Source organism: Massilia eurypsychrophila (genome assembly GCF_002760655.1).
Classification (GTDB): domain Bacteria; phylum Pseudomonadota; class Gammaproteobacteria; order Burkholderiales; family Burkholderiaceae_D; genus JAFCUW01.
In genome coordinates this window covers 22,431-49,258 of record NZ_PDOC01000008.1, presented here as the reverse complement: position 1 = coordinate 49,258, position 26,828 = coordinate 22,431, and the positions used below count along the sequence as shown (strand labels likewise).

The 26,828-nt window shown below is 65.5% G+C and carries 24 protein-coding genes and 1 riboswitch; of the genes, 12 read left to right on the top strand and 12 right to left on the bottom strand.

The genetic code is table 11. From position 1 onward, the window contains the following. Nucleotides 1-218: 218 nt before the first annotated feature. The 5 genes from CR105_RS14340 (at nucleotide 219) to CR105_RS14320 (ending at nucleotide 5,041) form a co-directional block, all read left to right on the top strand. Nucleotides 219-1,181: a phytanoyl-CoA dioxygenase family protein gene (locus CR105_RS14340; protein WP_099789161.1), complete on the top strand. Its 963-nt coding sequence runs from the start codon at nucleotides 219-221 to the stop codon at nucleotides 1,179-1,181. Nucleotides 1,182-1,266: 85 nt separating this feature from the next. After that, the gene (locus tag CR105_RS14335; protein ID WP_370660684.1) at nucleotides 1,267-3,408 is read left to right on the top strand and encodes a S46 family peptidase; all 2,142 of its coding nucleotides are present in this window, start codon (nucleotides 1,267-1,269) and stop codon (nucleotides 3,406-3,408) included. A 228-nt stretch (nucleotides 3,409-3,636) separates the two neighbouring features. After that, nucleotides 3,637-3,903 carry a helix-turn-helix domain-containing protein gene (locus tag CR105_RS14330; protein WP_218968700.1) on the top strand — a complete coding sequence of 89 codons (267 nt, stop codon included), beginning with the start codon at nucleotides 3,637-3,639 and terminating at the stop codon, nucleotides 3,901-3,903. Then, nucleotides 3,903-4,502 (top strand): nicotinamide riboside transporter PnuC, encoded by a 600-nt coding sequence (pnuC, locus tag CR105_RS14325; protein WP_099789156.1) that lies wholly within the window; start codon nucleotides 3,903-3,905, stop codon nucleotides 4,500-4,502. Before CR105_RS14330 ends, pnuC begins: the two co-directional genes overlap by 1 nt. Continuing rightward, entirely contained in the window at nucleotides 4,502-5,041 is a 540-nt protein-coding gene (locus CR105_RS14320; protein WP_099789154.1) for an AAA family ATPase, read from the top strand. Before pnuC ends, CR105_RS14320 begins: the two co-directional genes overlap by 1 nt. A gap of 132 nt (nucleotides 5,042-5,173) precedes the next feature. Here CR105_RS14320 and blaOXA read toward each other — a convergent pair whose 3' ends face one another. Next, a complete protein-coding gene (gene blaOXA / locus CR105_RS14315; protein WP_099789152.1) occupies nucleotides 5,174-6,958 on the bottom strand; it encodes a class D beta-lactamase in 1,785 nt (594 codons plus the stop codon). Beyond that, on the bottom strand, nucleotides 6,955-7,335 hold the full coding sequence (locus CR105_RS14310) for a BlaI/MecI/CopY family transcriptional regulator (protein ID WP_099789151.1): 381 nt from the start codon (nucleotides 7,333-7,335) through the stop codon (nucleotides 6,955-6,957). The genes blaOXA and CR105_RS14310 overlap by 4 nt, the downstream gene beginning before the upstream one ends. A 121-nt stretch (nucleotides 7,336-7,456) precedes the next feature. Here CR105_RS14310 and ampC point away from each other — a divergent pair, with 121 nt between their 5' ends. Continuing rightward, nucleotides 7,457-8,653 carry a class C beta-lactamase gene (gene ampC, locus CR105_RS14305; RefSeq protein ID WP_099789149.1) on the top strand — a complete coding sequence of 399 codons (1,197 nt, stop codon included), beginning with the start codon at nucleotides 7,457-7,459 and terminating at the stop codon, nucleotides 8,651-8,653. Between the two features lie 12 nt (nucleotides 8,654-8,665). Here ampC and CR105_RS14300 read toward each other — a convergent pair whose 3' ends face one another. The 3 genes from CR105_RS14300 to CR105_RS14290 form a co-directional block, all read right to left on the bottom strand. Then, complete coding sequence (locus CR105_RS14300; protein WP_099789147.1) at nucleotides 8,666-10,801, bottom strand: TonB-dependent siderophore receptor; 2,136 nt, start codon at nucleotides 10,799-10,801, stop codon at nucleotides 8,666-8,668. A gap of 80 nt (nucleotides 10,802-10,881) precedes the next feature. Then, a riboswitch (TPP riboswitch) is annotated at nucleotides 10,882-10,980 on the bottom strand. 50 nt (nucleotides 10,981-11,030) lie between these two features. Beyond that, nucleotides 11,031-11,990 (bottom strand): DUF535 family protein, encoded by a 960-nt coding sequence (locus CR105_RS14295; RefSeq protein WP_099789145.1) that lies wholly within the window; start codon nucleotides 11,988-11,990, stop codon nucleotides 11,031-11,033. Nucleotides 11,991-12,109: 119 nt separating this feature from the next. Then, the gene (locus CR105_RS14290; protein ID WP_099789143.1) at nucleotides 12,110-12,637 is read right to left on the bottom strand and encodes an SRPBCC family protein; all 528 of its coding nucleotides are present in this window, start codon (nucleotides 12,635-12,637) and stop codon (nucleotides 12,110-12,112) included. A 156-nt stretch (nucleotides 12,638-12,793) separates the two neighbouring features. Here CR105_RS14290 and CR105_RS14285 point away from each other — a divergent pair, with 156 nt between their 5' ends. Continuing rightward, a complete protein-coding gene (locus CR105_RS14285) occupies nucleotides 12,794-13,501 on the top strand; it encodes a glutathione S-transferase (protein WP_099789141.1) in 708 nt (235 codons plus the stop codon). Between the two features lie 4 nt (nucleotides 13,502-13,505). On the opposite strand, the gene CR105_RS14280 is transcribed toward CR105_RS14285, so the two are convergent. Next, nucleotides 13,506-14,708 carry an MFS transporter gene (locus CR105_RS14280; RefSeq protein ID WP_099789139.1) on the bottom strand — a complete coding sequence of 401 codons (1,203 nt, stop codon included), beginning with the start codon at nucleotides 14,706-14,708 and terminating at the stop codon, nucleotides 13,506-13,508. Nucleotides 14,709-14,807: 99 nt separating this feature from the next. Between CR105_RS14280 and CR105_RS14275 the strand changes: the two genes are divergently transcribed. The 5 genes from CR105_RS14275 to CR105_RS14255 all read left to right on the top strand — a co-directional run bounded on the left by CR105_RS14275 (nucleotide 14,808) and on the right by CR105_RS14255 (nucleotide 21,406). Beyond that, entirely contained in the window at nucleotides 14,808-15,707 is a 900-nt protein-coding gene (locus tag CR105_RS14275; RefSeq protein WP_099789137.1) for a LysR family transcriptional regulator, read from the top strand. A 100-nt stretch (nucleotides 15,708-15,807) separates the two neighbouring features. Further along, nucleotides 15,808-16,131 carry a hypothetical protein gene (locus tag CR105_RS14270; protein WP_099789135.1) on the top strand — a complete coding sequence of 108 codons (324 nt, stop codon included), beginning with the start codon at nucleotides 15,808-15,810 and terminating at the stop codon, nucleotides 16,129-16,131. Between the two features lie 46 nt (nucleotides 16,132-16,177). Continuing rightward, nucleotides 16,178-16,711: a DinB family protein gene (locus CR105_RS14265; RefSeq protein WP_229413945.1), complete on the top strand. Its 534-nt coding sequence runs from the start codon at nucleotides 16,178-16,180 to the stop codon at nucleotides 16,709-16,711. Between the two features lie 726 nt (nucleotides 16,712-17,437). Then, a complete protein-coding gene (locus CR105_RS14260) occupies nucleotides 17,438-18,181 on the top strand; it encodes an N-acyl amino acid synthase FeeM domain-containing protein (protein ID WP_099789131.1) in 744 nt (247 codons plus the stop codon). A 267-nt stretch (nucleotides 18,182-18,448) separates the two neighbouring features. Continuing rightward, on the top strand, nucleotides 18,449-21,406 hold the full coding sequence (locus CR105_RS14255) for a putative bifunctional diguanylate cyclase/phosphodiesterase (protein WP_229413944.1): 2,958 nt from the start codon (nucleotides 18,449-18,451) through the stop codon (nucleotides 21,404-21,406). Between the two features lie 13 nt (nucleotides 21,407-21,419). Here CR105_RS14255 and CR105_RS14250 read toward each other — a convergent pair whose 3' ends face one another. From CR105_RS14250 to CR105_RS14225, 6 genes are all read right to left on the bottom strand, one after another. Beyond that, entirely contained in the window at nucleotides 21,420-21,845 is a 426-nt protein-coding gene (locus CR105_RS14250) for a DUF4124 domain-containing protein (protein WP_099789129.1), read from the bottom strand. Between the two features lie 229 nt (nucleotides 21,846-22,074). Continuing rightward, complete coding sequence (locus CR105_RS14245; RefSeq protein ID WP_099789458.1) at nucleotides 22,075-22,476, bottom strand: YXWGXW repeat-containing protein; 402 nt, start codon at nucleotides 22,474-22,476, stop codon at nucleotides 22,075-22,077. A 302-nt stretch (nucleotides 22,477-22,778) separates the two neighbouring features. Further along, nucleotides 22,779-23,741 (bottom strand): alpha/beta fold hydrolase, encoded by a 963-nt coding sequence (locus CR105_RS14240; protein WP_180288198.1) that lies wholly within the window; start codon nucleotides 23,739-23,741, stop codon nucleotides 22,779-22,781. A gap of 336 nt (nucleotides 23,742-24,077) precedes the next feature. Beyond that, nucleotides 24,078-24,458 (bottom strand): RidA family protein, encoded by a 381-nt coding sequence (locus CR105_RS14235; protein WP_099789126.1) that lies wholly within the window; start codon nucleotides 24,456-24,458, stop codon nucleotides 24,078-24,080. Beyond that, entirely contained in the window at nucleotides 24,455-25,411 is a 957-nt protein-coding gene (locus tag CR105_RS14230) for a threo-3-hydroxy-L-aspartate ammonia-lyase (RefSeq protein WP_099789455.1), read from the bottom strand. The genes CR105_RS14235 and CR105_RS14230 overlap by 4 nt, the downstream gene beginning before the upstream one ends. A 48-nt stretch (nucleotides 25,412-25,459) precedes the next feature. Then, a complete protein-coding gene (locus CR105_RS14225) occupies nucleotides 25,460-26,815 on the bottom strand; it encodes a sensor histidine kinase family protein (protein ID WP_099789125.1) in 1,356 nt (451 codons plus the stop codon). Nucleotides 26,816-26,828: the final 13 nt, after the last annotated feature.

The window sequence follows — 26,828 nt, the reverse complement described above, 5'->3', positions numbered from 1 at the left end:
CAGACCCGATTTTGCTTCTCAAGGGTCTGACCCCGGTTGGGTTGGCGCCCGCCAAACGTTGCCCGCCCCCGGCCACCACTGTCCGTTTCCGGGCACTCGACAGTAGAAAACACAAATGGTTCTGCCGCGCGCCGCCAGTGCGCTTGACAGACCTCAGCAGGGCGCAGGCGCGCGCCCCTAGAATTGATCAACTCCGAAAAAGCGCGCCGCAGGCCACCATGACCACCGAGCCATCCGAAGCCTCCGACGCCTTCCCCGCGCTGACCGACGCGGCCGCGTTCCGCGAGTATTTCCAGCGCGAAGGCTACGTTGTCGTCCGTCACGCGTTGCCGCCGGCTCTGTGCACCGAGGCCGTCGACGGCTTCCTGAAAGAAGTCCACCTCGACACGCGGGCCTTGTTCCAGCGCGCCACCGCGCCGCGCTACGAGCCGCACGTCTACACCGGCGCCGGCCACATGCATTACCCGATCATGAACCTGCCCGACATTTCCAGCCGGCGCTATCCGCAGTTCAAGGGCGCCGGCATGGCGCTGCTGACCGACAAGGTGGTGCGGCGCGCGCTGGAAACGTTATTCGGCGAACCGGTGCGCCTGGTGCGCTCGATGTACTTCGACGGTCACGAGCCAAGCTGCGCGCACCGCGACAAGGCCGGCGGCAAGCCCGGCGACAACCCCAGCGGCGCGGCGATGATCGGCGCCTGGATCGCCGCCGAAGACATCGATCCCGGCGCCGGCCGCTTTTTCGTGCTGCCCGGCAGTCACCTGCAGCAGGTGCCGGGCGAAATTCCGCTTGATCCGCGCAGCGCGCGCTGCCAGGCGGCGGTGGCCGACTTCGCCGCGCGCGGGCCGCTGCCGCTGGTGGCGCCGGCGATGGGCCAGGGCGACTTGTTGCTGTGGAACTCGATGACCATCCACGGCAGCCTGCCGGCCACCGCGCCGCAGTGTTCGCACCGCTCGTTTACCGGCTACTACACCAGCCGCTCGCAGGTCGACGACCGCCACGCCGACGCCGGCGCCAGCGTCATGATGGGCGGCATGGAAATTTTGCACCACAGCGAACAGCGCACGCTGGCGGGCAGGGCGGCCATCCTGCTGCGCTCGGAGTATCCGGGCGCCTACACGGTGCTGCGCCGGCTGCGGCACCTGCGCCCGTGGCCGGGCGGCCGCGGTACCGGGACGTAAATACGTGCCGAAAAAAGCATTTCCAGCCGTATCCATCAGCGATATACTCCCCGCTTGCTTTTATTATCAATCTGGGGATCCCATCTTGTTCAAATTACTCGTCTTGCCCGTCGCCTTGATGGGAGTGTTTGCCTCCGCCAGCGCCGACGAAGGCCAGTGGCAGCCGCACCAGCTGCCGCAACTCAAAGCTGAGCTCAAGCGCATCGGCATCACCATCCCGCTCGAGAAGTTGACCGACCTGTCGAAGCATCCGATGAGCGCGATCGTGTCGACCGGCGGTTGCTCGGCCTCGTTCGTCTCGGGCGACGGCCTGATCGTCACCAATCACCACTGCGGCCACGCGGCGATCCAGCGCAATTCGACCCCGGAGCGCAATTACCTGCAGAACGGCTTCCTCGCCAAGGACCGCGCCGGCGAACTGCCGGGCGGCCCGAGCATGCTGGTGTACGTTACCGAAAAGGTCGAGAACGTCACCGACCGCGTGCTCAAGGGCCTGGCGCCGACCATGTCGGGCCGCGAGCGCTATGAAGAAGTGCAGGGCCGCATCAAGGCGCTGATCGCCGAATGCGAGACCGGCAAGGGCTACCGCTGCTCGGTGCCGGCGTTTCACCGCGGCCTCGAGTACTACCGCATCCGCCAGTTGATGATCCGCGACGTGCGCCTGGTGTACGCGCCGTCGGAAAAGATCGGCAACTTCGGCGGCGACGTCGACAACTACGAGTGGCCGCGCCAGACGGGCGACTTCGCGTTCCTGCGCGCCTACGTCGGCAAGGATGGCCGCCCGGCCGAGCCGTCGCCGGACAACGTGCCGTACAAGTCGAAGGATTTCCTGGTGGTGTCGGCCGAAGGGCTCAAGAACGGCGACCCGATTTTGCTGGCCGGCTATCCGGGCCGCACTAGCCGCTACAAGATGCCGTCGGAAATCCGCTTCGCGCGCGACGCCGATTTCCCGGTGCGCGTGGCCGGCATGCAAGCGGACCTGGCCGTGATCGCCGCCGCCACGATGGGCAACCCGACGTACGATGTGCGCTATGCCAACGTGGTTAAGGGCATCAACAACGTCATGAAAAAGACCCAGGGTTTGATGGACGGCTTTGCCCGCAAGGACATCGCCGCCCTCAAGGACGTGCAGGACGCCGAGTTCCGCGCCTGGTTCAAGCAGAACCAGGGCAACGCGCCGAAGGCGCTGATGGCCGACCTCGACGCGCTGATCGCCGCCGACATCGCGCTGTCGGAAGAAGAGTACGCATGGTCGGTCGGCACCCACAGCGACCTGCTCGGCAGCGCGCGCACGCTGTACCGCCTCGCCCTCGAGCGCCAGAAGCCGGACCCGAAGCGCGACGCCGGCTACCAGGAACGCGACCTGTCGTTCATCAAGGCACGCCTGACGCGCCTCGAGCAGTCGCTGGTGCCAGTTGTCGACGAAGCACGTTACAGCGCCGCCCTGCAGCGCTACAGCAAGCTGGCCGCGCGCACCCGTCCGCAGTCGCTCGACGCGCTGCTGCCGGCGCCGCGCGACGTTGCGGCGCTGTACAAGTCGACCGAACTTGCCGACACCGCCAAGCGCCTGGCCTGGATCGGCAAGGATGCCGACGCATTCCGCAAGTCCGACGACGCCTTCATCAAGCTCGCCGTCAGGCTGTACGAGGTGTCGAGCTCGCTGGAAAACCGCCGCAAGGAAATCAACGGCAACCTCGAGAAAGTGATTCCTCAGTACATGTCGGCCGTCATCGCCTGGAAGAAGAGCCAGGGCAAGCCGGTCTATCCGGATGCAAACTCGACGTTGCGCGTGACGTACGGCACGGTGTCGCCTTACTCGCCGCGCGACGGCCTGGTCAAGGGTCCGTTTTCGACCGTCGACGGCGTCGTCGAGAAGCACACCGGCGTCGATCCGTTCATCGTGCCGAAAGAAGTGATCGACGCGGTCAAGGCCAAGCGTTTCGGCGCCTTCAAGGATCCGGTGCTGAACACGGTGCCGGTCAACTTCCTGTCGAGCGCCGACACCACCGGCGGCAATTCCGGTTCGGCCGTGATGAACAAGCGCGGCGAACTGGTTGGCCTGAATTTCGATTCGACGTACGAGTCGATCACCAAGGACTGGTACTTCGACCGCGCCATCACCCGCGCCATCCACGTCGACATCCGCTACATGCTGTGGGTGATGAAGGAAATCGATCACGCCGACAACCTGCTCAAGGAAATGACGATCAAGTACCCGAAGAAATAATCGGCGCTTGAACCGAACAAGCCGCGACAGCCTGGTGCTGCCGCGGCTTTTTTTTGCCCGCAGGGGACTGGTCCGCAGGGGTCTGACCCGTTTCTTCTGTCAGGGTCAGACCCCGGAGTCACCGGCGCCAGCAACTCCGGGGTCTGACCCTAAGGGCAAAACCGGGTAAGACCCCTGCGGTTGTGTCTGCTGAAGATCTTTATTCAAAATATTGCATATGCATCTTGCATGCAGCATACTGCTGTTGCCATGAACCACCACAACCTGCCTGCCGCCGAAGAAGCCGACATCCGCGCCGCCATCACGGCCGCGCTGGAAACGTGGCTGCGGCGATCCGGCCTGACGCAGACCACCGCGGCCGACTTGCTTGGCACCACCCAGGCGCGCGTTTCGGAAATCAAGCATGGCAAGACGTCCCAGTTCAGCCTCGACCTGCTGGTGCGCTTCGCCGCCCGTGCCGGCCTGCAACCCCGATTGACCCTTACCGCTCCCTGATGAACGATTCGCTTACCCTGTTCGGCCTTGCCACCACACCCCTTGAACTGATCTCCTTCGTGCTGGCGGTGATGACGGTACTGCTCAATATCCGCCGCAATCACTGGGCCTGGCTGTTCGCGATCGCTTCGTCGGCCACCTATGGCGTGGTGTTTTTCGACGCTCGCCTGTATGGCGACGCCGGCCTGCAGGTCGTGTTCATCGTGGTGTCGGTGTGGGGCTGGCACAGCTGGCTGCGCGGCGGCCTGAAACACGAGCCGCTGCGCGTGACGCGGTTGGCGCGCGCCGGCTGGATCGCCGCGGCGGCCGGCTGGCTGGCCGGCTTCGCGCTGCTCGCCGTGTTCCTCAAGACCTGGACCAACAGCGACGTGCCCTACATCGACGGCTTCCTGACTGCCGGCAGCCTGGTCGGCCAGGTGCTCCTGTCGCGCAAGAAGGTCGAGAACTGGCACACCTGGATCATCGTCGACATCCTGTATGTCGGCCTGTACGCGTCCAAGGGCCTGATGCTGACCGCGGTGCTGTATGGCCTGTTCGTGCTGATGGCCGTCGCCGGCCTGCGTGCGTGGAGCCGCGCCGCCGACGAGAGCCGGCCGTGATGGCGGTGCGCCGCGTCGCCATCCTCGGCGCCGAGTCGTCCGGCAAGTCGACGCTGGCGGCGGCGCTGGCTGTCCACTACCGCACCGTGTGGGTGCCCGAATACCTGCGCGAGTTCGTCGAGAAGCATGCCCGGGTGCCGTACGAAAGCGACCAGTTCCGCATCGCCCAGGTGCAGATGGAGCGCGAGCACGCGGCGGCGGCGCTGGCCGACGGCTGGCTGTTTTGCGATACCACCCCATTCATGACGGCCATCTACAGCGGCGTCTATTGGGGCCGGGTCGATCCGCTGCTGTGCGCGCTGGACCGCCTGCACAACTACGCCGTCACGCTGGTCACCGCGCCGGACGGCCCGTGGGTGCCGGACGGCCTGCAGCGCGAATCGGCGGCGGTGCGCCAGTCGGTGCACGAGGCGGTCATCGACAAGCTCGAACGCCGCTCGATCGCCTACACGCTCGTCACCGGCAGCCTGGAACAACGCCTGCCGCAGGCAGTGCGCGCGCTCGAGCAACACCTTCTACCAGCACGGACTAATCGATGAAGAAGATCCTCGTGCTGGCGTCGATGGCGTGGCTGGTGCATCAGACGGCGGCGGCCGGCACCGGCTACTACCTGGTGTCGATCTATCCCAACGAAGGCCGGCGCACGGTCTAGCCTGGGGCAAGAATTGCTGCTAGAGCACGTCCAGCCGCGCCGTCAGCTGGCGCAGCATGGCCTCGCGGGCGCGCGCGCCGCCCATGGCCGATTCCTGTTTTGCATCCAGCACCAAGCGCGCGAACACCACCGTGCGCTGGCCCTTTTTCGCCCACCCGACGTACCAGCCGTACTGGCGCGTGGCGTCATCGTTGCCGTCGCGACCCAGCCCCGGCGCAGTACCGGTCTTGCCAACCACTTCCCAGCCGTTCGCCAGTGTTCGCTTCGGCATGATGCGGGTAGTCATGTCATAAGCGTGCGCCGACAGCGGCAGGTCGCGATTGGCCACTTTGCGCAGGAAGCTCACTTGCTCCAGCGGTGAAATGCGCAGGCTGGAGCCGACCCAGGATTGCGTGGTGCCGTTGTCCTTGCCGGGATCGCCGCCCACGTCCCGGTTGCCGTAGTCGAAACGCTGCACATACTCGTGGAAGCGCGCGGCGCCCAGGCCGGTCGTTACTTGCTGGGCGTACCACAGCACCGAGTTTTGCAGCCAGCTGCTCGGATCGGTATCGGCACGCCAGGAGGCATTGTAGCTGGGGTAGCCGGTCTTGAACGGCAGCACTGGGGCGCGTGCGTCTTTCAGGATGCCGCTGTCGAAACCCATCAGGGCGACCGGGATATTAAAGGTTGAAGCGGGCGTGACGCGTTCGTCGCAATGGCCTTCTCGGGCCAATTGTTCGCCACTGGCGGCGTCGACCATCACGGTGCAACTGAACGGCGCCTGCGTAGCGGTCGGGGCGCTTCGCCTGGCCAGCGCGGGCTGGAAGGCGAGGCTGGCGGCAAATACGCACGCCAGGGCGGCGATGGCGAGGATGCGGACCACGCGCGCCCGACGGGGGTGCGCGGGCGACGGCTCGCGTATCAGCGCGATGCGCGCGGCCAGGGTGCTGGCGCAGACGCCGCCGAAGGCGAGCGCCGTCTTCGGCGTCGCGTGCTGCAGGCGCAGCTGCGCCACCAGCGCCGCCGCGTAGGCTTTGCGCTGTGCCGGCGAACGGCTGCGCAGCACGTCGCGGTCGCAGCCAAGCTCCTGGGCCCAGGACAGGCTGCTGCGCAGCATGCGCATGAAGGGATTGAACCAGAGCAACGTCTGCAGAACGATGCCAACGCTCAGCCATTGCAGGTCGCGGCGGCGCCAGTGCATCAGCTCGTGCTCGACGATCAGCTGTTGCTGCGCCGCGTCGAAGCCGCGCAGGTGTTGCGGCAACAGCAAGCGCGGCTTGAGCAGGCCGAACAGCATGGGCGAAATCGGCGCGTCCACTTCGATCACGACAGGCGCGCGCGCAGGCTGGCCCGGGCAGGGCAGGCGGCTGCCGGTCGCCGCCAGGCTGTCGAGCATGCGGCGCGCCAGCAGCAGCCGCAACACGGCGTGGCCGAAGCCGAGCAGGTAGGCCAGCAGCCAGGCTTGCGCGACAAGCGTCAGCCAGGAAGCGGGATCGGCGCCGGGGACCGCAGCGGCGGGGGCGCCGCCGACCGCCGGCCGCGCAGTCGGGCCCTGCGGCGCGGCGGCACGGCTTGGCGCCATGTCGGCCACGTCGATGGGCGGCACCAGGCGCAGGCGTTCGCTGTGCGGCAGCAGGATCACGAGGAAGCACGCCAGCACGGTGGCCTGGCCCAGCAGCCAGGTCGAGCGCTGCAGCGCGACGCCGGGCAGGCGGCGCAGCAGCGCCGTCGCCCCCCAAACGCCGAGGCCGGCGGCAAGGCAACCCGCGCTGGCGAGCAGAAAACGCAGCGGCAGCTGGTCGAGCAGCTGAGCGAACCCGGTCATGCTGCGCCCTGGTCGTCCGGCCAGTCGTGCAGCAGCCGCTCGAGCTGCGCCAGTTCGGCCTCGTCGACCAGCTTGCTGCCGGTGAACATATTGACCGGCAGAGGCGTGTCCATTTCCATCACCCGCTTGCCGAAGTCGTGCGCAAAGGCGGCCAGGGTGCCGACCTTTTCCAGCGCCGCTTCGTACACCTGCACGCCGTGCCGGGTATGCTGGCTCACCGAGCCTTTGTCGAGCATGCGTTCAAGCGTCTTGCGCGTGGAGGAATACGACCAGCCCAGCTCGGGTTCGACGTGGTCATGGATTTCGCGGGCGCTCAGCGGCTGCTGCTTCCACAGCGCCTTGAGTACGGACAGTTCGGAAATTGAGGGGATCGCCATGGCGGTATTGTGCAGGCATTTGCGACCGATGTCACCAATAATAAAAAGTTTGACATTTGCGCGACATGTGTCGCATGATAGTCAGCATTGTCGCAATCCGTGCGGCATTCAAAGGAGACGTATGACATTTCGCACTATCGCCATGGCGGTGCTGGGCAGCATGGCCGCGCTGACGGCTGTTGCCGCCACCCACGCCGCTGAAATCTTCCCGAGCAAGGTGGTGAAATCGCCAGCCCCGGTCAGCGCCATCGAGGTGGATCAGGCAATTCTGCCGTTACTGCAAAAGTACGACATTCCCGGCATGGCGGTGGCGCTGAGCGTCAACGGCAAGCACACCTTCTACAATTACGGCGTGGCATCGAAGGAGTCCGGGCAATCCGTCAGCAACGCCACCTTGTTCGAGATCGGCTCGCTCAGCAAGACGTTCACGGCGACCCTGGCCACTTACGCGCAAGCGCAAGGCAAACTGGCCATGACGGACGCGGTCAGCCGCCACCTGCCGTTTCTGCGCGGCAGCAGCTTCGACAACATTCAACTACTCCACCTGGGTACCAACACCGCCGGCGATCTTCCGCTGCAGGTGCCGCAGGAAATCAAGACCTACGATCAGCTGATGGAGTACTACAAGAACTGGAAGCCGGGCCACGCGGCAGGCACGCACCGGACCTATTCCAATCTCGGCATCGGCCTGCTGTCGATCGCCACCGCCGCTAGCCTGGGCGTTTCCTATGTCGACGTGGTGGAGAAGACGCTGTTTCCCGCGCTGGGCATGACGCACAGCTACATCAAGGTCCCGGCCAGGCAGATGGCACAGTACGCGCAGGGGTATAACAGCGACGGCGCCCCCGTTCGCGTGAATCCGAACGTGCTGGCCGATGAAGCGTACGGTGTGAAGAGCAATACACGCGACCTGATCCGTTTTTTGGACGCCAATATGGGCCTGCTGCAGCTGGACGCCAAGCTGGCGCGCGCCGTCACGGACACGCATACCGGCTACTCCAAGACAGGCGTGCTGACGCAGGCCCTGGTCTGGGAGCAGTACCCTGGCCAGGCCGGGCTGGAGCAGTTGCTGGCTGGCACGGGAGTGACGATGTCACGCGAGTCAAACCCGGTCAGCATCATCGATCCGCCCCTGCCCCCGCAAGCTGATGTCTGGCTGCACAAGACGGGATCGACAAACGGCTTCAGCGCCTACGCGCTCTATAATCCGGCGCGCAGGGTGGGCATCGTCATGTTGTCCAATCGCGGCCTCCCGATTGAAGAGCGGGTGAGCGCAGCGTACGGACTGTTGAACCGGCCCGCGACCGCCGCGCCCTGAGCTGGCGCGACCCTAGAAATCAAACTGCGCCGACACGCGCACCGTGCGCGGCGCGCCCGGCAGCAGGTAGCCGCCCAGCGCCGGCGTGACATCGCGCCAGTAGAACTTGTCGAACACATTGTTCACGCCGGCGCGCAGGGTGGTCGGCACGCCGGCCACGCGGGTGCTGTAGGCGGCGCCGAAGTCGACGACGTGGTAGCCCGGCACCGAGACGCTGTTTTCGACATCGAACGCCTTGCGCCCGGCGTACTGCCAGGCCGCGTTGACCTTCAGGCCGGCCACCTGCGCCACGCTGTACTCCAACCACGCGCTCGACTTGAAGCTAGGGACGTTGGTGACGCGCTTGCCGTCGATGTCGGCGCGGCCGGTGCCATCCTGCTCGGTGCGCAGCGCCAGCAGCGACAGGCCGTACTGCACCGTGCCGGCGGCCTTGCCTTGCGCCGACACCTCGAACCCGCGGTGGGTCTGCTCGCCGCTGCGCACAAAGGTGTTCGACGCATCGGTGTATTCGAGGCCCTTGCGAACCTGGAACAGCGCCGCCGATAGCGTGACACTGTTGTTCAGCGCGCCCTTGACGCCGACTTCGAACTGCTTCGAGCGGCTCGGCGCCAGCGCGGTGTTTTCGAACGTCGTCTGCATCGGCGCGATGCCGCCGTGCTCGAGGCCATGCGTCATCGCCGCGTACAGGTTCCAGTCCTGGGTCGGGCTGTACACCAGCGCCAGGTTCGGCAGTACGAAGTTGTCGTCGCGGTGCGCGTACTCACCCTTGTCCGGGATGTACTCGTCGCGCTTGACCTGCACGTAGCGCAGCCCGGCGTGCAGCTTGAGCTGTGGCGTCAATGCGGCGATATCCTGGACGAACAGCGCCCGTTCGTTCTCGCGGCGCCGCTCGAATACCGGGCCGGTCGACGGATTGCCCGGCGCCGGCGGCACCGCCACGTTCTGGTAGATGTTGCTGCTGCCGGCGTAGTCATAGACGTAGTCGCCCCATTTGTCGCTGCGGGTGAACAGCGACATCCCGGCGGTGAGCTGGTGGCGCACCGCGCCGGTGGCGAATTTTCCCTGCACCAGCGCCTGCGCGCCGAACGGCGACTTCGATTCGCCCACGCTCTGGTAGTCGTAGACGTCGTAGTCGCCATTCGAGCAGTAGCCAGGATAGAAGCCGTCGCCCTCGTTGCTGCAGCCGTAAGGGAAGGCGGTGTAGTCGTCGCGCTTGAACCAGTGCTTGTTCATGCTGACGGTTGCGTTCCAGGCGTCGTTGATGCGGTATTCGAAGCGCAGGCTGGCGTTGCTGCTACGCGTGTCGACCGGCTTGGCCCACGGCTGGTCGTTGAGCAGCATCGACGCCGACACACCGGTCGGCAGCGTGGTGTTGCGGATCAGCTGGTAGCCCGGCGCCGTCATCTGCGACTTGTGCTGGTAGTCGACATCGAACTGCAGCAGCGCGTCCGGCGAAATCTGCCAGTCGAAGGCGGCGGAGACGAACTTGCGTTCGCCGTCGGCGTTCTTGATGTACGAGCGCAGGCTTTCGGCGGCGGCGTTGATGCGGTAGCCGAAACGCTGGTCGGCGAAGCGTCCGCCCAGGTCGACCGAGCCGTACACGGTGCCGCGCTCGCGCGCCGCCAGCGTGACCGAGCGCAGGTCGGTCGTGGTCGGGCGCTTGGTGACGTAGTTGATGATGCCGCCAGGCGCGGCGACGCCGGCCTGCAGGCCGGCCAGGCCCTTGAGCACTTCGATGCGCTCCTTGTTTTCCAGCGGGATCTGGGTATCGCCCGGGATGGCGATGCCGTCCTTGCGGTAGCTCGATGCATTGTCGAGCGTGAAGCCGCGGATCGAGAACTGCTCGGCGTAGCCGACCGCGTTGTACGAATCGCCGACGCTGGCGTCAAGCTTCATCGCCTCGGTACTGTTGTGGATGCCCAGGTCCTGCATCTGCTCGCGGCCGATGACGCTGATCGTGGCCGGCGTTTCCAGCAGCGGTGCATCGGCAAAGCCGCCGATTGCGGCGCGTGCGGCGGCGACAGGTTTGCTGCCGCTGATGACGACTTCCTGCATCGGCTGGACGGTAGTTTGTGCCGATGCGCTGCCAGCGACCGCCTGCATCACGGCGAGGGCAAGAACGGAATACTTCAGGTGTGGTTGTGACATTGTCTGCTCGTGGTAGTGCGCCGGCAAAGCCGAGCGCGAAAAATAAAAACCGGAGCCAAACGGGAGGAGTGAACAAAGGAGGGAGGTACTTTGCGCTTTCCTTCGCTGGCATTATCCAGATCAGGTACGAAGGGTATCTCTCACCCGAAACTTGCGTTCCAGGACCCCTAGCGAATGGCAATTTTATCACGAACGGGCGCGCCGCGGGGCGAGCCGCGGCGGCAGGGACCTACAGCGGTTCGGTTTCGGGCAGCGGCGCGCGGTGCGTCGACGGCGTTGGCGCGCGCTTGAATTTGCGCTCGAGCGTGAGGCGCGTGGAGGCACCGATCTCGGCCCAGTTCTCGCGCCGGATAGCGGCACGCTTGCGGTGCTTGCGCGGCATGTCGGCCAGCGGCTTGACGTAGAACGGCAGCGCCACCAGGTAGCCTGGACCGGGCAGCTCGACGCCGCCGAGTATCTTCCAGAAGCCGTCGTAGGCGTTGGCGAAGTGCTTGACGTCCTGCGCGTCGAAGGCTGGATGGCAGCTGCCCTTGATCGCCACCAGCTGCGTGGCGCCGACCGCCTGCGCCACGCCCTGCATCGCGGCGAAGCAGAAAAAGCTCGGCGAATTGTTGGGGAAAGCCGCTTCGAACGCGGCGAATGCGGCGTCGGAATCGGCCCAGCGGCCCTGGTTGCGTGCGACGAACGGCACCATCGCGCTGTCGACGCCGGCCATGCTGCCGGCGATCCAGCTAAAGCTCAGGCGGTGCAGGCATTTGCCGTCGGCCTCGAACGCGATTGTCAGGTCGCCCTCGGCGTTCATGCGCGAAGCCATCGCCAGCTTGATGACGAAGTCGCTGCCGCCGGCGCTGCGCTGCCACAAGGTCAGGCCGCCGGCGCGGTACACCGCATACTTGTAGGACGTATTGAAGGTCGCGTCCTCGAACGCGTAGTGGTGCAGCGCGCAGGCGATGCGCGCGCGGGTGCCGAGGTTCTTGATCAGGTAGTCCCGGTGGCTGAGGTGGTGGAACAGGTCGTCGTTGGGCGGCGCGGCGACGTAGTTGCGAACCAGGTCGAGCCGGCACAGGCGCCGGTGCTGCGGGTAGAACGCCAGCACGCGCAGCGAGCGCGCCAGGCACAGCATCCATGAGGCGAAACTGTATTGCTCGCGGCGCGCAAGCCAGTGCTTTGTCAGGTGAGCCAGGATCATCGACGTTCCGCAGGAAGGATGGCAGTGGCGGCGCCGGCGTTGCCGCCGTGCGCCATTCAACCAGCATCATCGTTTACCTGTTTGCAACGGGCGGTGATGTAGCTCAAGGAAGGCTGAGCTTACTTTTCGGCAGCCGTTTTCAGCTGCGCCAGACCCTTGTCGAAATCCTTGCCGATCATGTCGTCCATGTTCATGAAAACGGTCATCAGCTTGGACAGGAACGGCATCGGGCCGTGCATGTTCCACGTCACGGTGGTGGTGTCGCCTTGCGGCGTGAGCGTAAACTCGGTGGTGCTGTGCGACTCGACCGGCTCGAGAAATGCGAGCTTGACGACCGTCTTGGCCGGCGTGCTGGCGTCGATGATTTCCATGCGCCCCTTGCCGACGTCGCTGTTGCCTTCCCATTCGTAGACGGCGCCCTTGCCGCTTGGCGCGCCGGTAAAGGTGCGCTTCATGTTCGGGTCGAGCTTTTCCCACGGCGACCAGCTGGCCCACTGACGAAAGTCGGTCAGCAGCGGCGCAATTTTTTCGGGCGGCGCCTTGACGGCGATGCTGCGCCTGACCTCGAAGCTGTCCGGCTGCATGGCCGCCAAGCCGAGGATCAGGACGATGATGGCGAGGACGCCCAATGCGATTTTCTTGATCATGTTTGCTCTCCTGTGGTGTGGTCTTCTGCCCGCTCTGGCGGCGGTAGCGCGAGACTAGCATGGAAGGCGCCGGCGCCGAAAAAAATCCGCGGCGCGCCGCCGGGCCGGCGAAAGCCTGATAATCGGCCGATCCATTCATACAAACGAGGAGTCGGCATGGTCTACCAGCTTTACTACTGGCCCACGATCCAGGGGCGCGGAGAATTCGTGCGGCTGGCGCTGGAGGAAGCGCAGGCGGAATACGTCGACGTCGCGCGACAGAAGAACGGTACCCGCGCAATGATGAAGATGCAGGAGGAAGCGAGCGAGCCGTCGTTCGCGCCGCCGTTCCTGGTGGCCGGCGAGCAGACCATCGGCCAGACCGCCAACATTCTGCTGTTTCTCGGCGCGCGCCACGGCCTGGCGCCGCGCGCGCAGGCGGGGCGATTGTGGATCAACCAGCTGCAGCTGACCATCGCCGACCTGGTGGCCGAAGCGCACGACACGCACCATCCGATTGCCAGCGCGCTGTATTATGAGGACCAGAAGAAGGAAGCGCGGCGCCGCAGCGCCGATTTCCTGGCCGCGCGGGTGCCGAAGTTTTTCGACTACTTCGAAGGCGTGCTGGCAAAGGCCGGGCGCGGCGGCTACTTCACCGGCGCTCGCGTCAGCTATGCCGACCTGTCGATGTTCCAGGTCATCGCCGGTCTGCGCTACGCCTTTCCGCTGTCGATGGCGCGCGTCGAGGCCGGCTATCCGCGCCTGGTGGCGCTGCACGAGCAGGTGGCGGCGCGGCCGAACGTCGCCGCCTACCTGGCGTCGAAGCGGCGCATACCGTTCGACCAGGATGGCATCTTCCGCAACTATCCCGAACTGGATAAGTAGATTATTACGCCGCCAGCGGCAGGTCGGCGCGCGCGCCGCTGGCGATGCCGTCGCGGCGATCGAGCCAGCCGGCCAGCGTAGTCAGGGCCAGCGCGCCGAGCACCACCAGCGCACCGATCCACGGCGTCGCCATCAGGCCAAGGTGGGCGACGATCAAGCCGCCGCCCCAGGCGCCGAGCGCGATGCCGACATTGAAGGCGGCGATGTTCAGGCCGGACGCCACGTCCACTGCCTGCGGCGCGTCGCGTTCGGCGCGCTGCACCACGTACACCTGCAGCCCCGGCACGTTGCCGAAGGCGACCGCGCCCCACGCCAGCACGGTGATCAGCACCAGCACCTTGCTGGCGGCGGTGAACGTCAGCACCAGCAACACGACGGCCAGCAGCGCGAAGACGATCTGCAGCGCGCGCACCGGTCCCTTGCGGTCGGCCAGTTTGCCGCCCCAGATATTGCCTGCGGCGACAGAGACGCCATACACCAGCATCACCAGGCTGACGGTGGAGGCGGCAAAGCCGGACACCTGCTGCAGGATCGGCGCCAGGTAAGTGAACGCGATGAAGGTGCCGCCGTAACCGAGGGCGGTCATCGCGTACACCAGCAGCAGGCGCGGTTTGCGCAGCACTGCCAATTGCGTCAGCAGCGACGACGGCTTGCTGCCGGCGATATTCGCCGGCACCAGCACGGCGCAGCCGACGATGGCGACCACGCCGAGCAGCGACACCGCCAGGAACGTCGCCTGCCAGCCGAAGCTCTGGCCGATGAAGGTCCCCAGCGGCACGCCCGTCACCAGTGCCACCGTCAGGCCGGAGAACATCAGCGCGATCGCGCTGGCCGCCTTGTCTTTGGCCACCAGGCCGGTGGCGATGGTCGAGCCGATCGAGAAAAACACGCCGTGCGCGAGGCCGGTGAGGACGCGCGCGCCCATCAGCGTGCCGTAGCCCGGCGCCATCCAGGCCAGCAGGTTACCGATGGTGAACAGCACCATCAGGCCGACCAGCAGCTGCTTGCGCGGGATGCGGCCGGTGAGGGCGGTCAGCACCGGCGCGCCGATCGCCACGCCGAGCGCGTACAGGCTGACCAGCAGGCCGGCCGACGGCACCGACACGCCAAGGCTGGCGGCGATGGTCGGAATCAGCCCGACGATGACGAATTCGGTGGTGCCGATGGCGAATGCGGCGAGGGTCAGCGCCCAGAGTGCGAGAGGCATGTGCTTCCTTGGATGTTTGATCGAGCGATGCAGTCTGCGCGCTCGCCGCGCAAAGAAAAATGCCCTGCCGTACAATACACTTTTGACTGGGAGTCACGAATGATCGATGTCGACGCGTTGATTGCATTCGCCGCAGTCGTGGATACCGGATCGTTTTCGGCCGCCGCGGCGCGGCTGGGGCAGACGCCGTCCGGTGTCAGCCGCACCATGTCGCGCCTGGAGGCGCAGCTGGGCATGACATTGATGGTCCGCACCACGCGCCGGCTCGACCTGACCGAGGAGGGCGCCTGGCTGCTGGAGCGCGCGCGCAAGGTGCTCGCCGAGCTCGAAGAGACCGAGGCGCAGGTGGTGGCGCGCCGTTCGCAGCCGTCCGGCGTGGTGCGGCTGAATGCGGCGACGCCGGCGCTGGGCCACCTGGTCGCGCCGCTGGTGGCCGATTTTCTCGACGCCTACCCGCTGGTAAAACTGGAGCTCACCAGCGGCGAGACCATCATCGACCTGATCGAGGAACGCGCCGACGTCGCGGTCCGCATCGGCCACCTGGCCGATTCGACGCTGAACGCGCGCCGGCTGGGCGCGAGCCGCCTGCGCCTGCTGGCGTCGCCGGCCTACCTGCGCAAGCATGGCGAGCCGGTCGATGCGGCGCAACTGTCGGCGCACCGGCTGCTGGGGTTTTCCGCGCCGGCGTCGCTTAACATCTGGCCGCTGTTGGTGGACGGCGAAGAAGGCATGGCGGTGACGCCAGCGCTGCTGGCGTCGAGCGGCGAGACCTTGCACCAGCTTGCGCTGGCCGGCGCCGGCATTGTCTGCCTGTCGGACTTCCTGACGCGCGCCGACCGCGCCGCCGGCACCCTGGTGCCGGTGCTGGCGCCGCTGACCTTGCCGTGGTCGCTGCCGGTGTGGGCGGTGTTTTACAAGCAGGGCGCGCTGGCGCCGAGGGTGGCGGCGCTGGTCGATTTTCTGGCGCGCCGGCTGGGCGACGGCATCCTCGACACTTGAGGCGCGGCGCCCACGTTGACGCAGCCGGTACGGCCGCGAAACGGCGGGAACCGGCGCGTGCGGGCGCAATCAGACACTGTGCCATGACCGGAGAAGGCCGATGTTTACGATGATCTCGCTGATCTACCTGCAGATGGGCCTGGCCGTCAATCTGGCCGGCTCGACCGTGTCGGGCGAATTCAAGACGCTGGCGCAGTGCCAGAAGGCCGCAGCGCGCCAGAAGGGAGCGTTACCGATTCCGCGCGGCTACGCGGCGGCGTGGCAGGACACGCTGTGCGTCCCGATCAACCGGGAGGTGCGGGTTGGCAACGAGCGCCAGACCGATTTCGAAAAACTGCTGGCCGACGCGCTCGAGCCGCGCGCCTGCGACAGCGAGGGCGTCTGCCGGCGCGCCGGTATCGAGCGGGGCGGGGGCAAACACTAGTATTGCGATTCTGGTAACATCGGCGTTTTCAGCCAAAGGCCTTGCGATGCGAACCAGCCACATCCTCTTGATGGCAAACTACAACGCGGCGATGAACCGCAACCTGTACCAGGCTGCGCGGACCTTGCCGGCACAGGCGCTTGCGGCCGACCGCAAGGCGTTTTTCGGCTCTATCCTCGGCACCCTGAACCACCTGGTCAATGGCGACACCATCTGGCTCAAGCGTTTTGCCGCGCATCCGGCCGGCTACCGGCAGCTCGACGCGATCGTCGCCTTGGCCAGTCCCGCCTTCCTGGCCGAGCTGCGTTTCGACAATATCGACGCGCTGTGGGAGCACCGGCGCTGGCTCGACGAACTGATTTTGCAATGGGCCGCCGGCATCACCGACGCCGACCTGGACCACACGCTGGACTATGTCAATTCGCGCGGCGCGGCCAGCAAGAACTTCTTCAGCGTCCTGATGCATTTCTTTAACCACCAGACCCATCACCGCGGGCAGGTCAGTAACTTGTTGTCGCAAGAAGGTATCGATATCGGCGTGACCGACCTGCTGATGCTGATCCCGGACGAGCCCCGCTGAGCCACGCCGGCGCCAGGCGAGCATTTCTACTATGCCCGCGTGACCCACGAAGACGGCAACATGGGCGACACAATCCCGACGAAGCGGGGTCGCCGCGCTCAAGGCATGGCTTGCATGCAGACAGGAAACGTCACGGGGCGGCTACCGATGGAAAGAGTTGTTCCTGCCTGACGCCACTGGACTGCGCATCCGTTACCGCGGCGCTTACAACAAGGCCAGGGTCGATGGCGATCAATTGAAGTATGCGGGCGAAGCCGTTTGCCACGCGACTGGGCGCTGGTGGTGACCGGCAGCGTGCGCAATCCATGACGCGACATCTGGATACGGCGTGGCGTCAATGAAGCATGGACGCGCGCTTCGTACTGGGGGGGTGAGGCGCCGTATTCACCGATGCTGGCGCATACGGACCGGCGGCGCCGCACGCCGCGTGACCGCCTAGGGTCTCTTCCTGGCAGACGCCGTGCGCTTCAAAAAAACCGCGGCCTTCAAACCCGGAACTGGCGCCGGCGCGTCTATGCTACCGTTTGATTAATTTCTGATAAGAAACGAATCAAAACGTCAATTGGCAATAAGTCCATCAAAGTAAGGGTGAAAAGGATGCCTAATCGTTACTTTGATAATTGGCGGAAGCTTGATAATTAACAAACGCAATGTTAAATCTCAAGGAGTTTCGTCATGGACCAGTGCCAAGCAGTTGTGTCTTCCCAACCCCTCGTGGTCGATGTAATGACGTCTTCTTTCGTGCGCGAGCAAGCCAAGCCGGTCGAGCGCCTGCCGTTTACCATCAAGCGCGTGCAGAGCGACGAGGACATGCGCAAGGCCGTGCAAATCCGCCACGCCGCCTATTCGCGCCACGTGCCTGAATTTGCCAAATCGCTGCGCGAGCCGGAACTGTCCGACTACGAAAACGACTGCGTGGTGTTGCTGGCCGAGTCGAAGCTGGACGGCTCGCCGCTGGGCAGCATGCGCGTGCAGACCAACCTGGGCCGCCAGCTGAGCGTGGAAGAATCGGTCACCTTGCCGGACTGGCTGCAGGGCCGCCGCCTGGCCGAACTGAGCCGCCTGGGCGTCGACGGCGGACGGATCGGGCGTCTGGTCAAGATAGCACTGTTTAAGGCGTGCTTTGAGTATTGCGAGAATAACCGCATCGATTACCTGGTGCTGACCGGGCGCACCCCGGTCGACCGTTCATACGAGCAATTGCTGTGCGTCGATGTCTTTGAGGAGAAGAAGACAATTCCGCTGCAGCACGTCGGCAACATCCCGCACCGCATCATGTCGTTCGACATCGCGACCGGGCAGGAGCGTTGGGAAGCGGCCAACCACCCACTGCTGGGGTTTTTCCGCCACACACGTCATCCGGACATCGATATCTCCAAGAAGACCATGCCGCGTCCGGTTCGCGTGCCGGCCGCGCCGCGCATGCCGGACCAGCCGCGCGGCAATCCGTTCAGTTTCGCGCTGGCCTGACGCCGCCCGCACCTCCATCCAGGCTATGTCACCGTTAAGTTGGGGGGGCGGCGCGGCGCCATCGTAGCGAGCGGCCAACCCCCCCACTTAACGGTGACATAGCCTTTTCGATGGGTAGCTTCGCAGGATAAATTGCGCCCGCGCCGCCCATGGCGCGTGTGCAGTGCGGAAACTATTGCAAATCATCACTTCCTGCCTGTATCCTTGCGACCAGACACAATTCATGGGACCGGCCCGTGTTATGTGCAGATACACGTCCCGATCGCCATGCAGAAGCCTTCCAGCAATTTACGCGACATCCTGCCGATGCTGGCGAGTCGAACGTCCCAGTCGATCCTGCACGCCTTCTCGTATTACCTCATCCCCCTCGGCATCGCCATCTTCTCGTTGATCGCGCTGGTGTTCTGGACGCCGCAATATGCCGCCAATGGCGACGTGCCGCTGGTGCTGCGCACCGTCGTCGACGAGCGCGCCGCGCTGGCGCCGGCCGACGCGCTGGCCAGACTGGAACAAAAAGAGCAGGTCAGCCAGTTCGACACCAAGCTGTCGGAGGCGCCCGTCTGGTTCAGCTTTGCAACGCTTAAACAGAACGGCAAGCCGGCGGTGATCGATTTTCCGTCGCGCCATGCCAGCGAAATCGCCTGCTGGGACCAGGGTTCGCTGCAGTCGCTCGGCGCCGCCTCGCGCCAGCACGCCCATCCGCAACTGAGCTCTGCCCGTGGCGGCTTCGCGCTGAAGCTGCCTGCGCTGCCGGCCAACGTCCTGTGCCGCGCCGCCTTCATCGGCCCGGCGCGCCTGACCGTGCTGCAGTGGCCGGCCGAGCAATTCGAGCTGGCGGCCGAGCAATATCATCGCAAGTCCGGTTTGCTCGACGGCGGCATGATCGTGCTGGCGGTGTTCGTCCTCATCACCGCGCTGATCAACCGGCGCTCGCTGTACGTGCTGTTTTCCGCATGGCTGATCCTGAACCTGCGCGTCGGCGCGCTGTCGGCCGGCTGGGACAGCCAGTGGCTCGGGCAGATCGTGCCAGCAGAGTTCCTGGCGATCAGCCGTCCGATGACCTTCGTGCTGTACGCGATGTGCACGCTCACCTTGTACCAGACCTTGCTGGCCGATGAGCTGAAGAACTCGCGCCACCTGGGCGGCCTGCGCCTGATCCACTGGTCGTGCGTGCCGCTGCTGCTGGCCGCCGTGCTGCTGCCGTACCGCCTGTTCTTGCCGGTCATGTGGGTCATCATGGTCATCGGCCTGTCGATCACGACGATCGGCCTGATCAGCGTGATGATCCGCTCGCGCACCAGGGTCGCCTACTGGATCGCGGCATCGTTCGCCGTCACCTTCGTCGCCTCGCTGGCCGAGATGGTGTCGGCCGCGCTCGGCATGCGCGAACTGCTGGTGATCAACAGCGTCACCGCGGCGCTGGCGTCGAGCCTGCTGGCAGCGCTGGCGGTGGCCGAGCAGATGCGGATGGAGACGGTCAGGCGCGTCGCCGTCCAGCAGGAACTGGAGCACACGTACGAGGTCATGCCGGTCGGCGTATTCACCCTCGACGTCTACGGCCACTTCCTCAGCGCCAACCCGGCCTTGCAGAAAATGCTGGGCGGATCGGCGCTGGTGATGGCGCGCAGCAAGTGGACGCAATATTTCTCTCAGACGGTGTGGAGCCAGCTGCACGACATGGTGCAAAGCCAGGCCGAGGCCGAACTGGAAATCCAGAACCGCGACAATTCGCGCCATTTCCTGGTGCGCGCCATTCTTGCGCGCGGCCGCATCGAAGGCGTGCTGCAAGATATTACCGAGCAGACCAAGGCCACCGAGCAGCTGCGCTTCATGGCCAACAACGATCCGCTGACCAAGGTATTTAACCGCCGCGGCATCGAGAAAATGTTCGAGGGCGCGATCGGCCCGGTGGCCGACGGCAAGGCGCTGGCGCTGGCCTACGTCGACCTCGACCGCTTCAAGCTGATCAACGACCTGTTCGGCCACACCGCCGGCGACGAAGTGCTCAAGCAGGTGTGCGAGCGGATGGGCACGATGCTGGCCGGCGGCCACCAGATCGGCCGCGTCGGCGGCGACGAATTCGTCATCGTCATGCCGAACACGGCGCTGCCGCTGGCGTCGCTGATTTGCGGCGGCATCGTCGACCGCATCGGCAACACGCCGTACCGGGTTGGCGACAAGGCCTTCCACGTGCGCTGCTCGATCGGCCTGATCGAAGTCGGCGCCGGCATGCAGATCAAAGACGCCGTGTCGACCGCCGACCGCGCCTGCCGCGAAGCGAAGACCGGGCGCAAGGAAGGGCTGGTGGTGTACGAACGCGACGCCTCGGCCTTCCTCGAGCGCGAGGCGGAACTGACGCTGGTCGAGCAATTGTCGTCGACCAATGCGACCGAAGGCATGTTCCTCGAGATGCAGCCGATCATGTCGCTGAAGGCGCCGCACGATTCGCTCAATTTCGAAGTGCTGCTGCGTATGCGCGAGCGCGACGGCAGCGTCACCTCGGCCGGCCCGATCATCGCGGCGGCCGAAAAGAGCGGGCACGCCGGCGTCATCGACCGCTGGGTACTGGCGAGCACGCTGAGCTGGATCCAGAACAATCTGACGAGCCTGGGCAATACCCAGTTCGTCTGCATGAACCTGTCGGGCGCCTCGCTCAATGACGAGCGTTTCGTGCAGGACACCATCGACATTCTCGGCCGCCACGTGCAGGTGGCCAGCCGGCTGTGCATGGAGATCACCGAAAGCGTGGCGCTGCACGATCTCGACAACACGCGCCGCTTCATCGACCAGGTGCGCAACTTCGGCGTCAAGATCGCGCTCGACGATTTCGGCGCCGGCTACACGTCGTTCTCGTACCTGAAGGAATTGCCGGCCGACGTGCTGAAGATCGACGGCAATTTCATCGTCAATATCAATGACCATCCGGCCAACGTGGCGATCGTCGAGGCGATCGTCAACTTGGCGGTGAATCTGGGAATGAAGACCATTGCCGAGTGGGCGGAAGATACGGCGACGGTGCGCACGCTGGCCGAGATCGGCGTCGATTACGTGCAGGGTTTCGTGGTAGCGCGCTCGCAGTCGCCGGATCGCATGCTGACGGCGGCCTCGTCGGCCAGCTTCATTCAGAACGAGGAGTTGGCGATGCTGGTGCGCACGCTAGGCGCCCCGGCCGATGTGGCCGAAGTGCATGAGGCGATCCCGTCGCGCGTGCACGACCTGCACTAGCGTTCTGGTTCGATTAGTTCAGCGCCACGCGCTGCTGCCTGATGCTGGCGGAGGCTTGGTCGAGCACTTGCATGCTCAGCCGCGCCGCCTTCAGTGTTTCGACGTCGCGCGCCAGCATGCGGCTTTTCGCGCGCGGTGCGCTCCAGCTGTCATGCTCGATCGGCGTTGGCGTGAACGCCATACGGGTAACCCGCCGTGCCGGTGTCGGCACAGCCGTGACCGGCTCGATCGCCGGCACATCGGCTGCAGGCTCGGCCGGCGTTTCGGCCACCGCCGCCACCACCACCGTTTGCACACCCGCGCTGCACTGATTGTCCGTCAGCGTTACTCGGCCATCCTGGTCGACGCATTTGACGATGTCGGCGCTATTGGCAAACGCGGCCGAGGCGGCGAACAGGGCGGTGAGAAGAAGGCTGCTGCGGAAGGTCTTGCGGTTCATGGTGCTGCTCCTGAATAAGATGAACCCATTGTGCCGGCAGCGCAAGACGTTATCTGTTCGCTACCGAACGTGGACAGGATTGTATTGTTGTAGGACTGGTCTTGCAGCCATTGCTCGGCAGACTCGAAACCGGTGCAGACGTGAAAACGGCCCGTTCAGCCAGCGCTTTCGCGCCGCGGAACGGGCCGTTTGGTCCGGCTGTCTGTCAGCCGGCGCTGCCAACCGATGGTTAGTTGCGGTTCGGGTTGTTAGGACGGCTGTCCTGGCTGTTGCGCACGCCGTCGCCATCTTTATCGCGGTCCATGCGGTTAGGCACGCCATCGCGGTCACGGTCGCCGCGCGCCCAGTTCCCGCGAGTCATTACCCAGCGGCCATCGCGCTCGGCCCAGGTCGGCTGGTGATAGACGTAGCCGCGGCGATCTCGCACCCAGGTGCCGCGCACCCATGTGTGCTTGTTGCGTTTCCATTCCCAGTGACCCGGGACCCAGGTGTGGCCACGGCGGGCTTCTGGCACGCGTTCGGCGCGCAGCGCCGGTGGGCCCTGGCGTACAACGATCACTTCGGCGGCAGCAGGCAGGGTGATGGTGCCCATCGAGCCGGCAACCAGTGTTGCGATTAGCAGTTTTTTCATCATGATGAAATCTCCTTTTGGATTGGTGTGACACAGTTATAGATTGTTCATCAAGAAACGTATGTGCGCTGCCGAACCTCTGCCTGTAACAGTTGTGTCTGTCACCTGTGCCCACCTCCAACCGGGGTCCCCACCGGGGTAAGTGCCCAACCGGGGTCAGTGCCGGCAAACGTACACGGACCCATCCGTGCGCGGGGCGGGTGCGATGAGTTCGTGTTCGATTGCCGGCACTGACCCCGCGCGTGACCGTGTTCGATTGCCGACACTGACCACGCGCGTGACCCCGCGCGCGCTGCTGAAGCTCAAGCTGTAACAGTTGTGTTTGCTACAGCGCGGTGCTTTAAATGCATGAGGAAAGCGAGGTAGCGCTCGGCGCAGCGGCGCGGCGACTCGAGCATCGGCAGGTGTCCGACGCCGGGCATCATCACCACTTCGCTGGCCGGAAAAATGGCATGCAGCGCGGCGGCACCGGCAGAATTGAGCACTGCGTCCTGCTCGCCCCACACGATCAGCGCCGGCGCGGCGATGGCACTGAACTGGTGCTCGAGCAGCGGCGACAGGTGCACCTGGCGCAGGATGTCGGCGTGCAGGGCGTAATCGGCGGCGCCGCGCTTGCCCAAGTGCAGCTTGACGCTGTGCGGTACCAGCAGCGGCCGGAACGTGCAGGCCCGAAGCATCCGCTTGATGTCCTTGGGCGAGCGCAGCAGCAGCGGCATGTCGCCGCAATGGTGGTAGTGGCGGAACACCTCGTTCTCGAACGCAGCGGCGGTGCCGGCCGCGTCCAGCAGCCACAGGCTGGCGACCTTGTCTGGATAGCGCGCCGCGAACTCGGCGGCGATGAAGCCGCCCATCGAGTTGCCGCCCAAATGGACCGGCGCCTCGCCGATCGACTGAAGGAACAGGCGCAGGTGCTCGACCTGGTCGGCGATAGTGTAGCCAGCGCCGGGCTCGCGGCTCGCTTCGCCGAAGCCCGGCAAGTCCGGGATCAGCACGCGCCATGAGCCGGTCAGGAAGCGCGCGGCGCGGGTGAAATTGTCCTTGTCGCCGCCAAAGCCATGCACCAGCACAATGGTGTCACCGCTGCCGCCTTCGAGGTAGGGCATGTTGGCGCTGCCCGACTGAAAGGTGCGAACGCGCAGACCGGCGCGGCGTCGCTCCAGCGCAATACCCAGCCTGGCGGCAGTGGTGGGCGCCAGGCGGTCGAACGCCAGCACCAGCAATGCCAGTGCGCCCAGCATGGTGAGAAGGGTGTAGATGACAGACATCGCGGCTCCCGTTGCGATAGCGTTGATAAACATTTCAAAGAGCCAACAACATAGTCGGCCTTAGTCAATTTGTCACGCTTTTTAATATCACAACAGAAGGGGCAGTGTGTCGGATGCAAGGGGGCGGGGCTGCAGCGCCGAACCCGTGTCCGTTTGCCGGCACTGACCCCGCAGTTGTTTGGACCGCGCAGGTGTTTGTTGTGACTGTCACCTTTGCCCACCTCAAAGCGGGGTCAGTGCCGGCAAACGCACACGGACCCATCCGTTCATGGGCTCAATAGCGATGAGCTCGTGTTCGGTTGCCGGCACTGACCCCGCTGGTGGGGGCGGCGGCGCTCAGGCGGCGGGCTTGCGAGCGATCAGCTGCACTTCGATCAGGTAGCCGAAGTGCAGCGCCGGCACCGGCACCACGGCGCGCGCCGGCTTGTGCGGGCCGAAGACGCCGGCATACAGCACGTTAAACGCCGGCCAGTGCTCGACGCCCACCAGGTAGGCGGTGCATTGGACGACGTCGCAAACACCGCAGCCGGCCGCGCGCAGCACTTTTTCGGCCTGGTCGAATACCGATGCGCACTGTGCGTCGAAGCCGTCGACCAGTGCGTCGACCGCGCCCGCCGATGGCAGGATGCCGGAGACGAACACCAGCCCGTTCGCTTCCACCGCCTGCGAGTAGTGCCCGGCCGGGACCGGCAGTTCGGCCGACTGAACCAGCTTCATGCCACCAGGCGCGCGAAGCGGGCCAGGTCGACGTTGCCGCCGCTGATCAGGATGCCGACCCGCTTGCCCTCGAGCGGCACCACGGCGTGCAGCGCCGCGGCGGCGCCGAGGCACCCGGTTGGCTCGACGATCATCTTCATGCGCTCGGCAAAAAACTTCATCGTCGCCACCAACTGGGCGTCGCTGACGGTGACGATGTCGTCGACGTCGCGCCGGATCACTTCGAAATTGTGCTCGCCGATGTGGGTGACCATGGCGCCGTCGGCGATCGTGTCGGGCACGGCGATGTGCACCACCGCGCCGCCGCGCAGCGACTGCTGGGCGTCGTTGCCGGCTTCGGGCTCGACGCCGATGATGCGGCACTGCGGGCTCAGCGCCGACGCCGCCAGCGCGGAGCCGGCCAGTAGCCCGCCGCCGCCGACGCACACCAGCAGCACGTCGAGCTGGCCGGCGTCCTCAATCAGTTCCATGGTGGCGGTGCCCTGGCCGCAGATGACGTCAGGGTGGTCATACGGCGGAATCAGGGTCATGCCGCGCTCCTGCGCCATGCGCCGGCCGATCGCTTCGCGGTCTTCCTTGTAGCGGTCGTAGACGATCACTTCGGCGCCGTAGCCCTTGGTGGCGGCCACCTTCAGCGTCGGCGCGTCGTGCGGCATGATGATCGCCGACGCCATCCCCAGCAGGCTGGCCGACAGCGCGATCGCCTGCGCGTGGTTACCGGAGGAGAAAGTGACGACGCCGGCGCGGCGCTGCTCGTCGCTGAACTTCGACAGCGCGTTGTAGGCGCCGCGGAACTTGAACGCGCCACTGCGCTGGAAGTTCTCGCACTTGAAGAACAGCTGCGCGCGCGCCATGTCGTCGGCGGTGCGCGAGGTCAGTACGGGTGTGCGGTGCGCCACGCCCTTGATGCGCGCGGCGGCTTTTTCAATTTCGCTGAACTGCAGTTGCGCCATGTCGACCATATCGAGTTCCCGGTGTCAGAGTGGACCCCAAGTATACCCCTATGCGACCATCGGCATCGCCAGCTCGACCTCCAGGCCGCCGCCGTCGCGGTTGCGCAGCGCGAGCATGGCGCCGTGGCGGCCCACCACGCGTTCGACGATCGCCAGGCCCAGGCCTGCGCCATTGGCCTGGCCGCGCGCAGTGTCCATCCGCGTGAACGGTTTGAGCAGCTGCTCGATCTGCTCGGGCGGCACGCCGACGCCGTGGTCCTGCAGGCAGATCACCGCGCGCTTGACGCCGCCGGTGGCCACCACGCGGCACGAGATGTCGATCTCGGTGATGTCGCCGCCCGGCGTGGCGCCGTAGCGGCGGGCGTTTTCGACCAGGTTGTTGAATACGCGGCGCAGGTCGGTCTCGTTGCCGAGCACGTGCACGCCTGCTTCGATGTCGCTGCGCACGCGCATGTTGGGCATGCGTTCGGCGGCGCGCGCGACGTCGGCCAGCAGGTAGCTGATGTCGACGGCGATGAAACTGGCCGCCTCGGTCGGCTTGGCGTAGTCGAGGAACTGGCCGATGATCGCATCCATCTGGGCGATGTCGGACTGCAGGCCTTCGCGCGCCTCGGTCGACAGCTTGGCCATCTCCAGTTCGAGCTGCATGCGCGTGAGCGGCGTGCGCAAGTCATGCGAGATGCCGGCCAAAATAAGCGCGCGGTCCGATTCGACCTGCTGCAGGTCGTCGACCATCTGGTTGAAGCTGCGGTTCGCCTCAATGATCTCCTGCGCGCCCTTTTCCGGCAGCGGGTCGGGGCGCTTGCCCTGCGCGATGGCGCGCGCGGCGGCAGTCAGGCGCGCCAGCGGCAGGTTGATCAGGCTGGAAATGAGCGCGGCGCCGAGCAGCGACAGCACGCCCACCAGGCTTGCCCAGCCGAGCCACTGGACGCCGCTCAAGCTGTCGAGCCGTTCGCGCTCGAGCATGAGCCAGTATTCGTCGCCATCGATCTTGAAGCTGATCCAGAAGCCGGCAACGCCGTTGACGCTACTCGAAAAGCGCGTGTCGGTGCCGAGCTTCTCCTTGACCATCGCTTCAATTTCCGGCATCAGGGGATTGTCCGGCGGCGGCTCGACGACGTCGTTGGCCGTCAGCGTGGTGATGCGGATGCCTTCATTGCTGACCAGGTCGAACAGCAGTTCCTTGCGCAGGTCGATCGCCGAGTGGGTCAGCGCGGCGCGCGTCAGGGTCACCACCGAGATCACCAGTTCGGCCGTCTGCTTGACCTGTGGGCCGCGCTGGACGGCGTTGATCATGCCGATCCATGAAGCCATCGACAGTGTCGTCAGGAGCCCAAGCAGCAGGAAGGTGCGCCAGAACAGGCCGCTCTTGAACCAGCTCAGACGGCGCGCGGCGCCGGCCATTTCGGTACGTGCT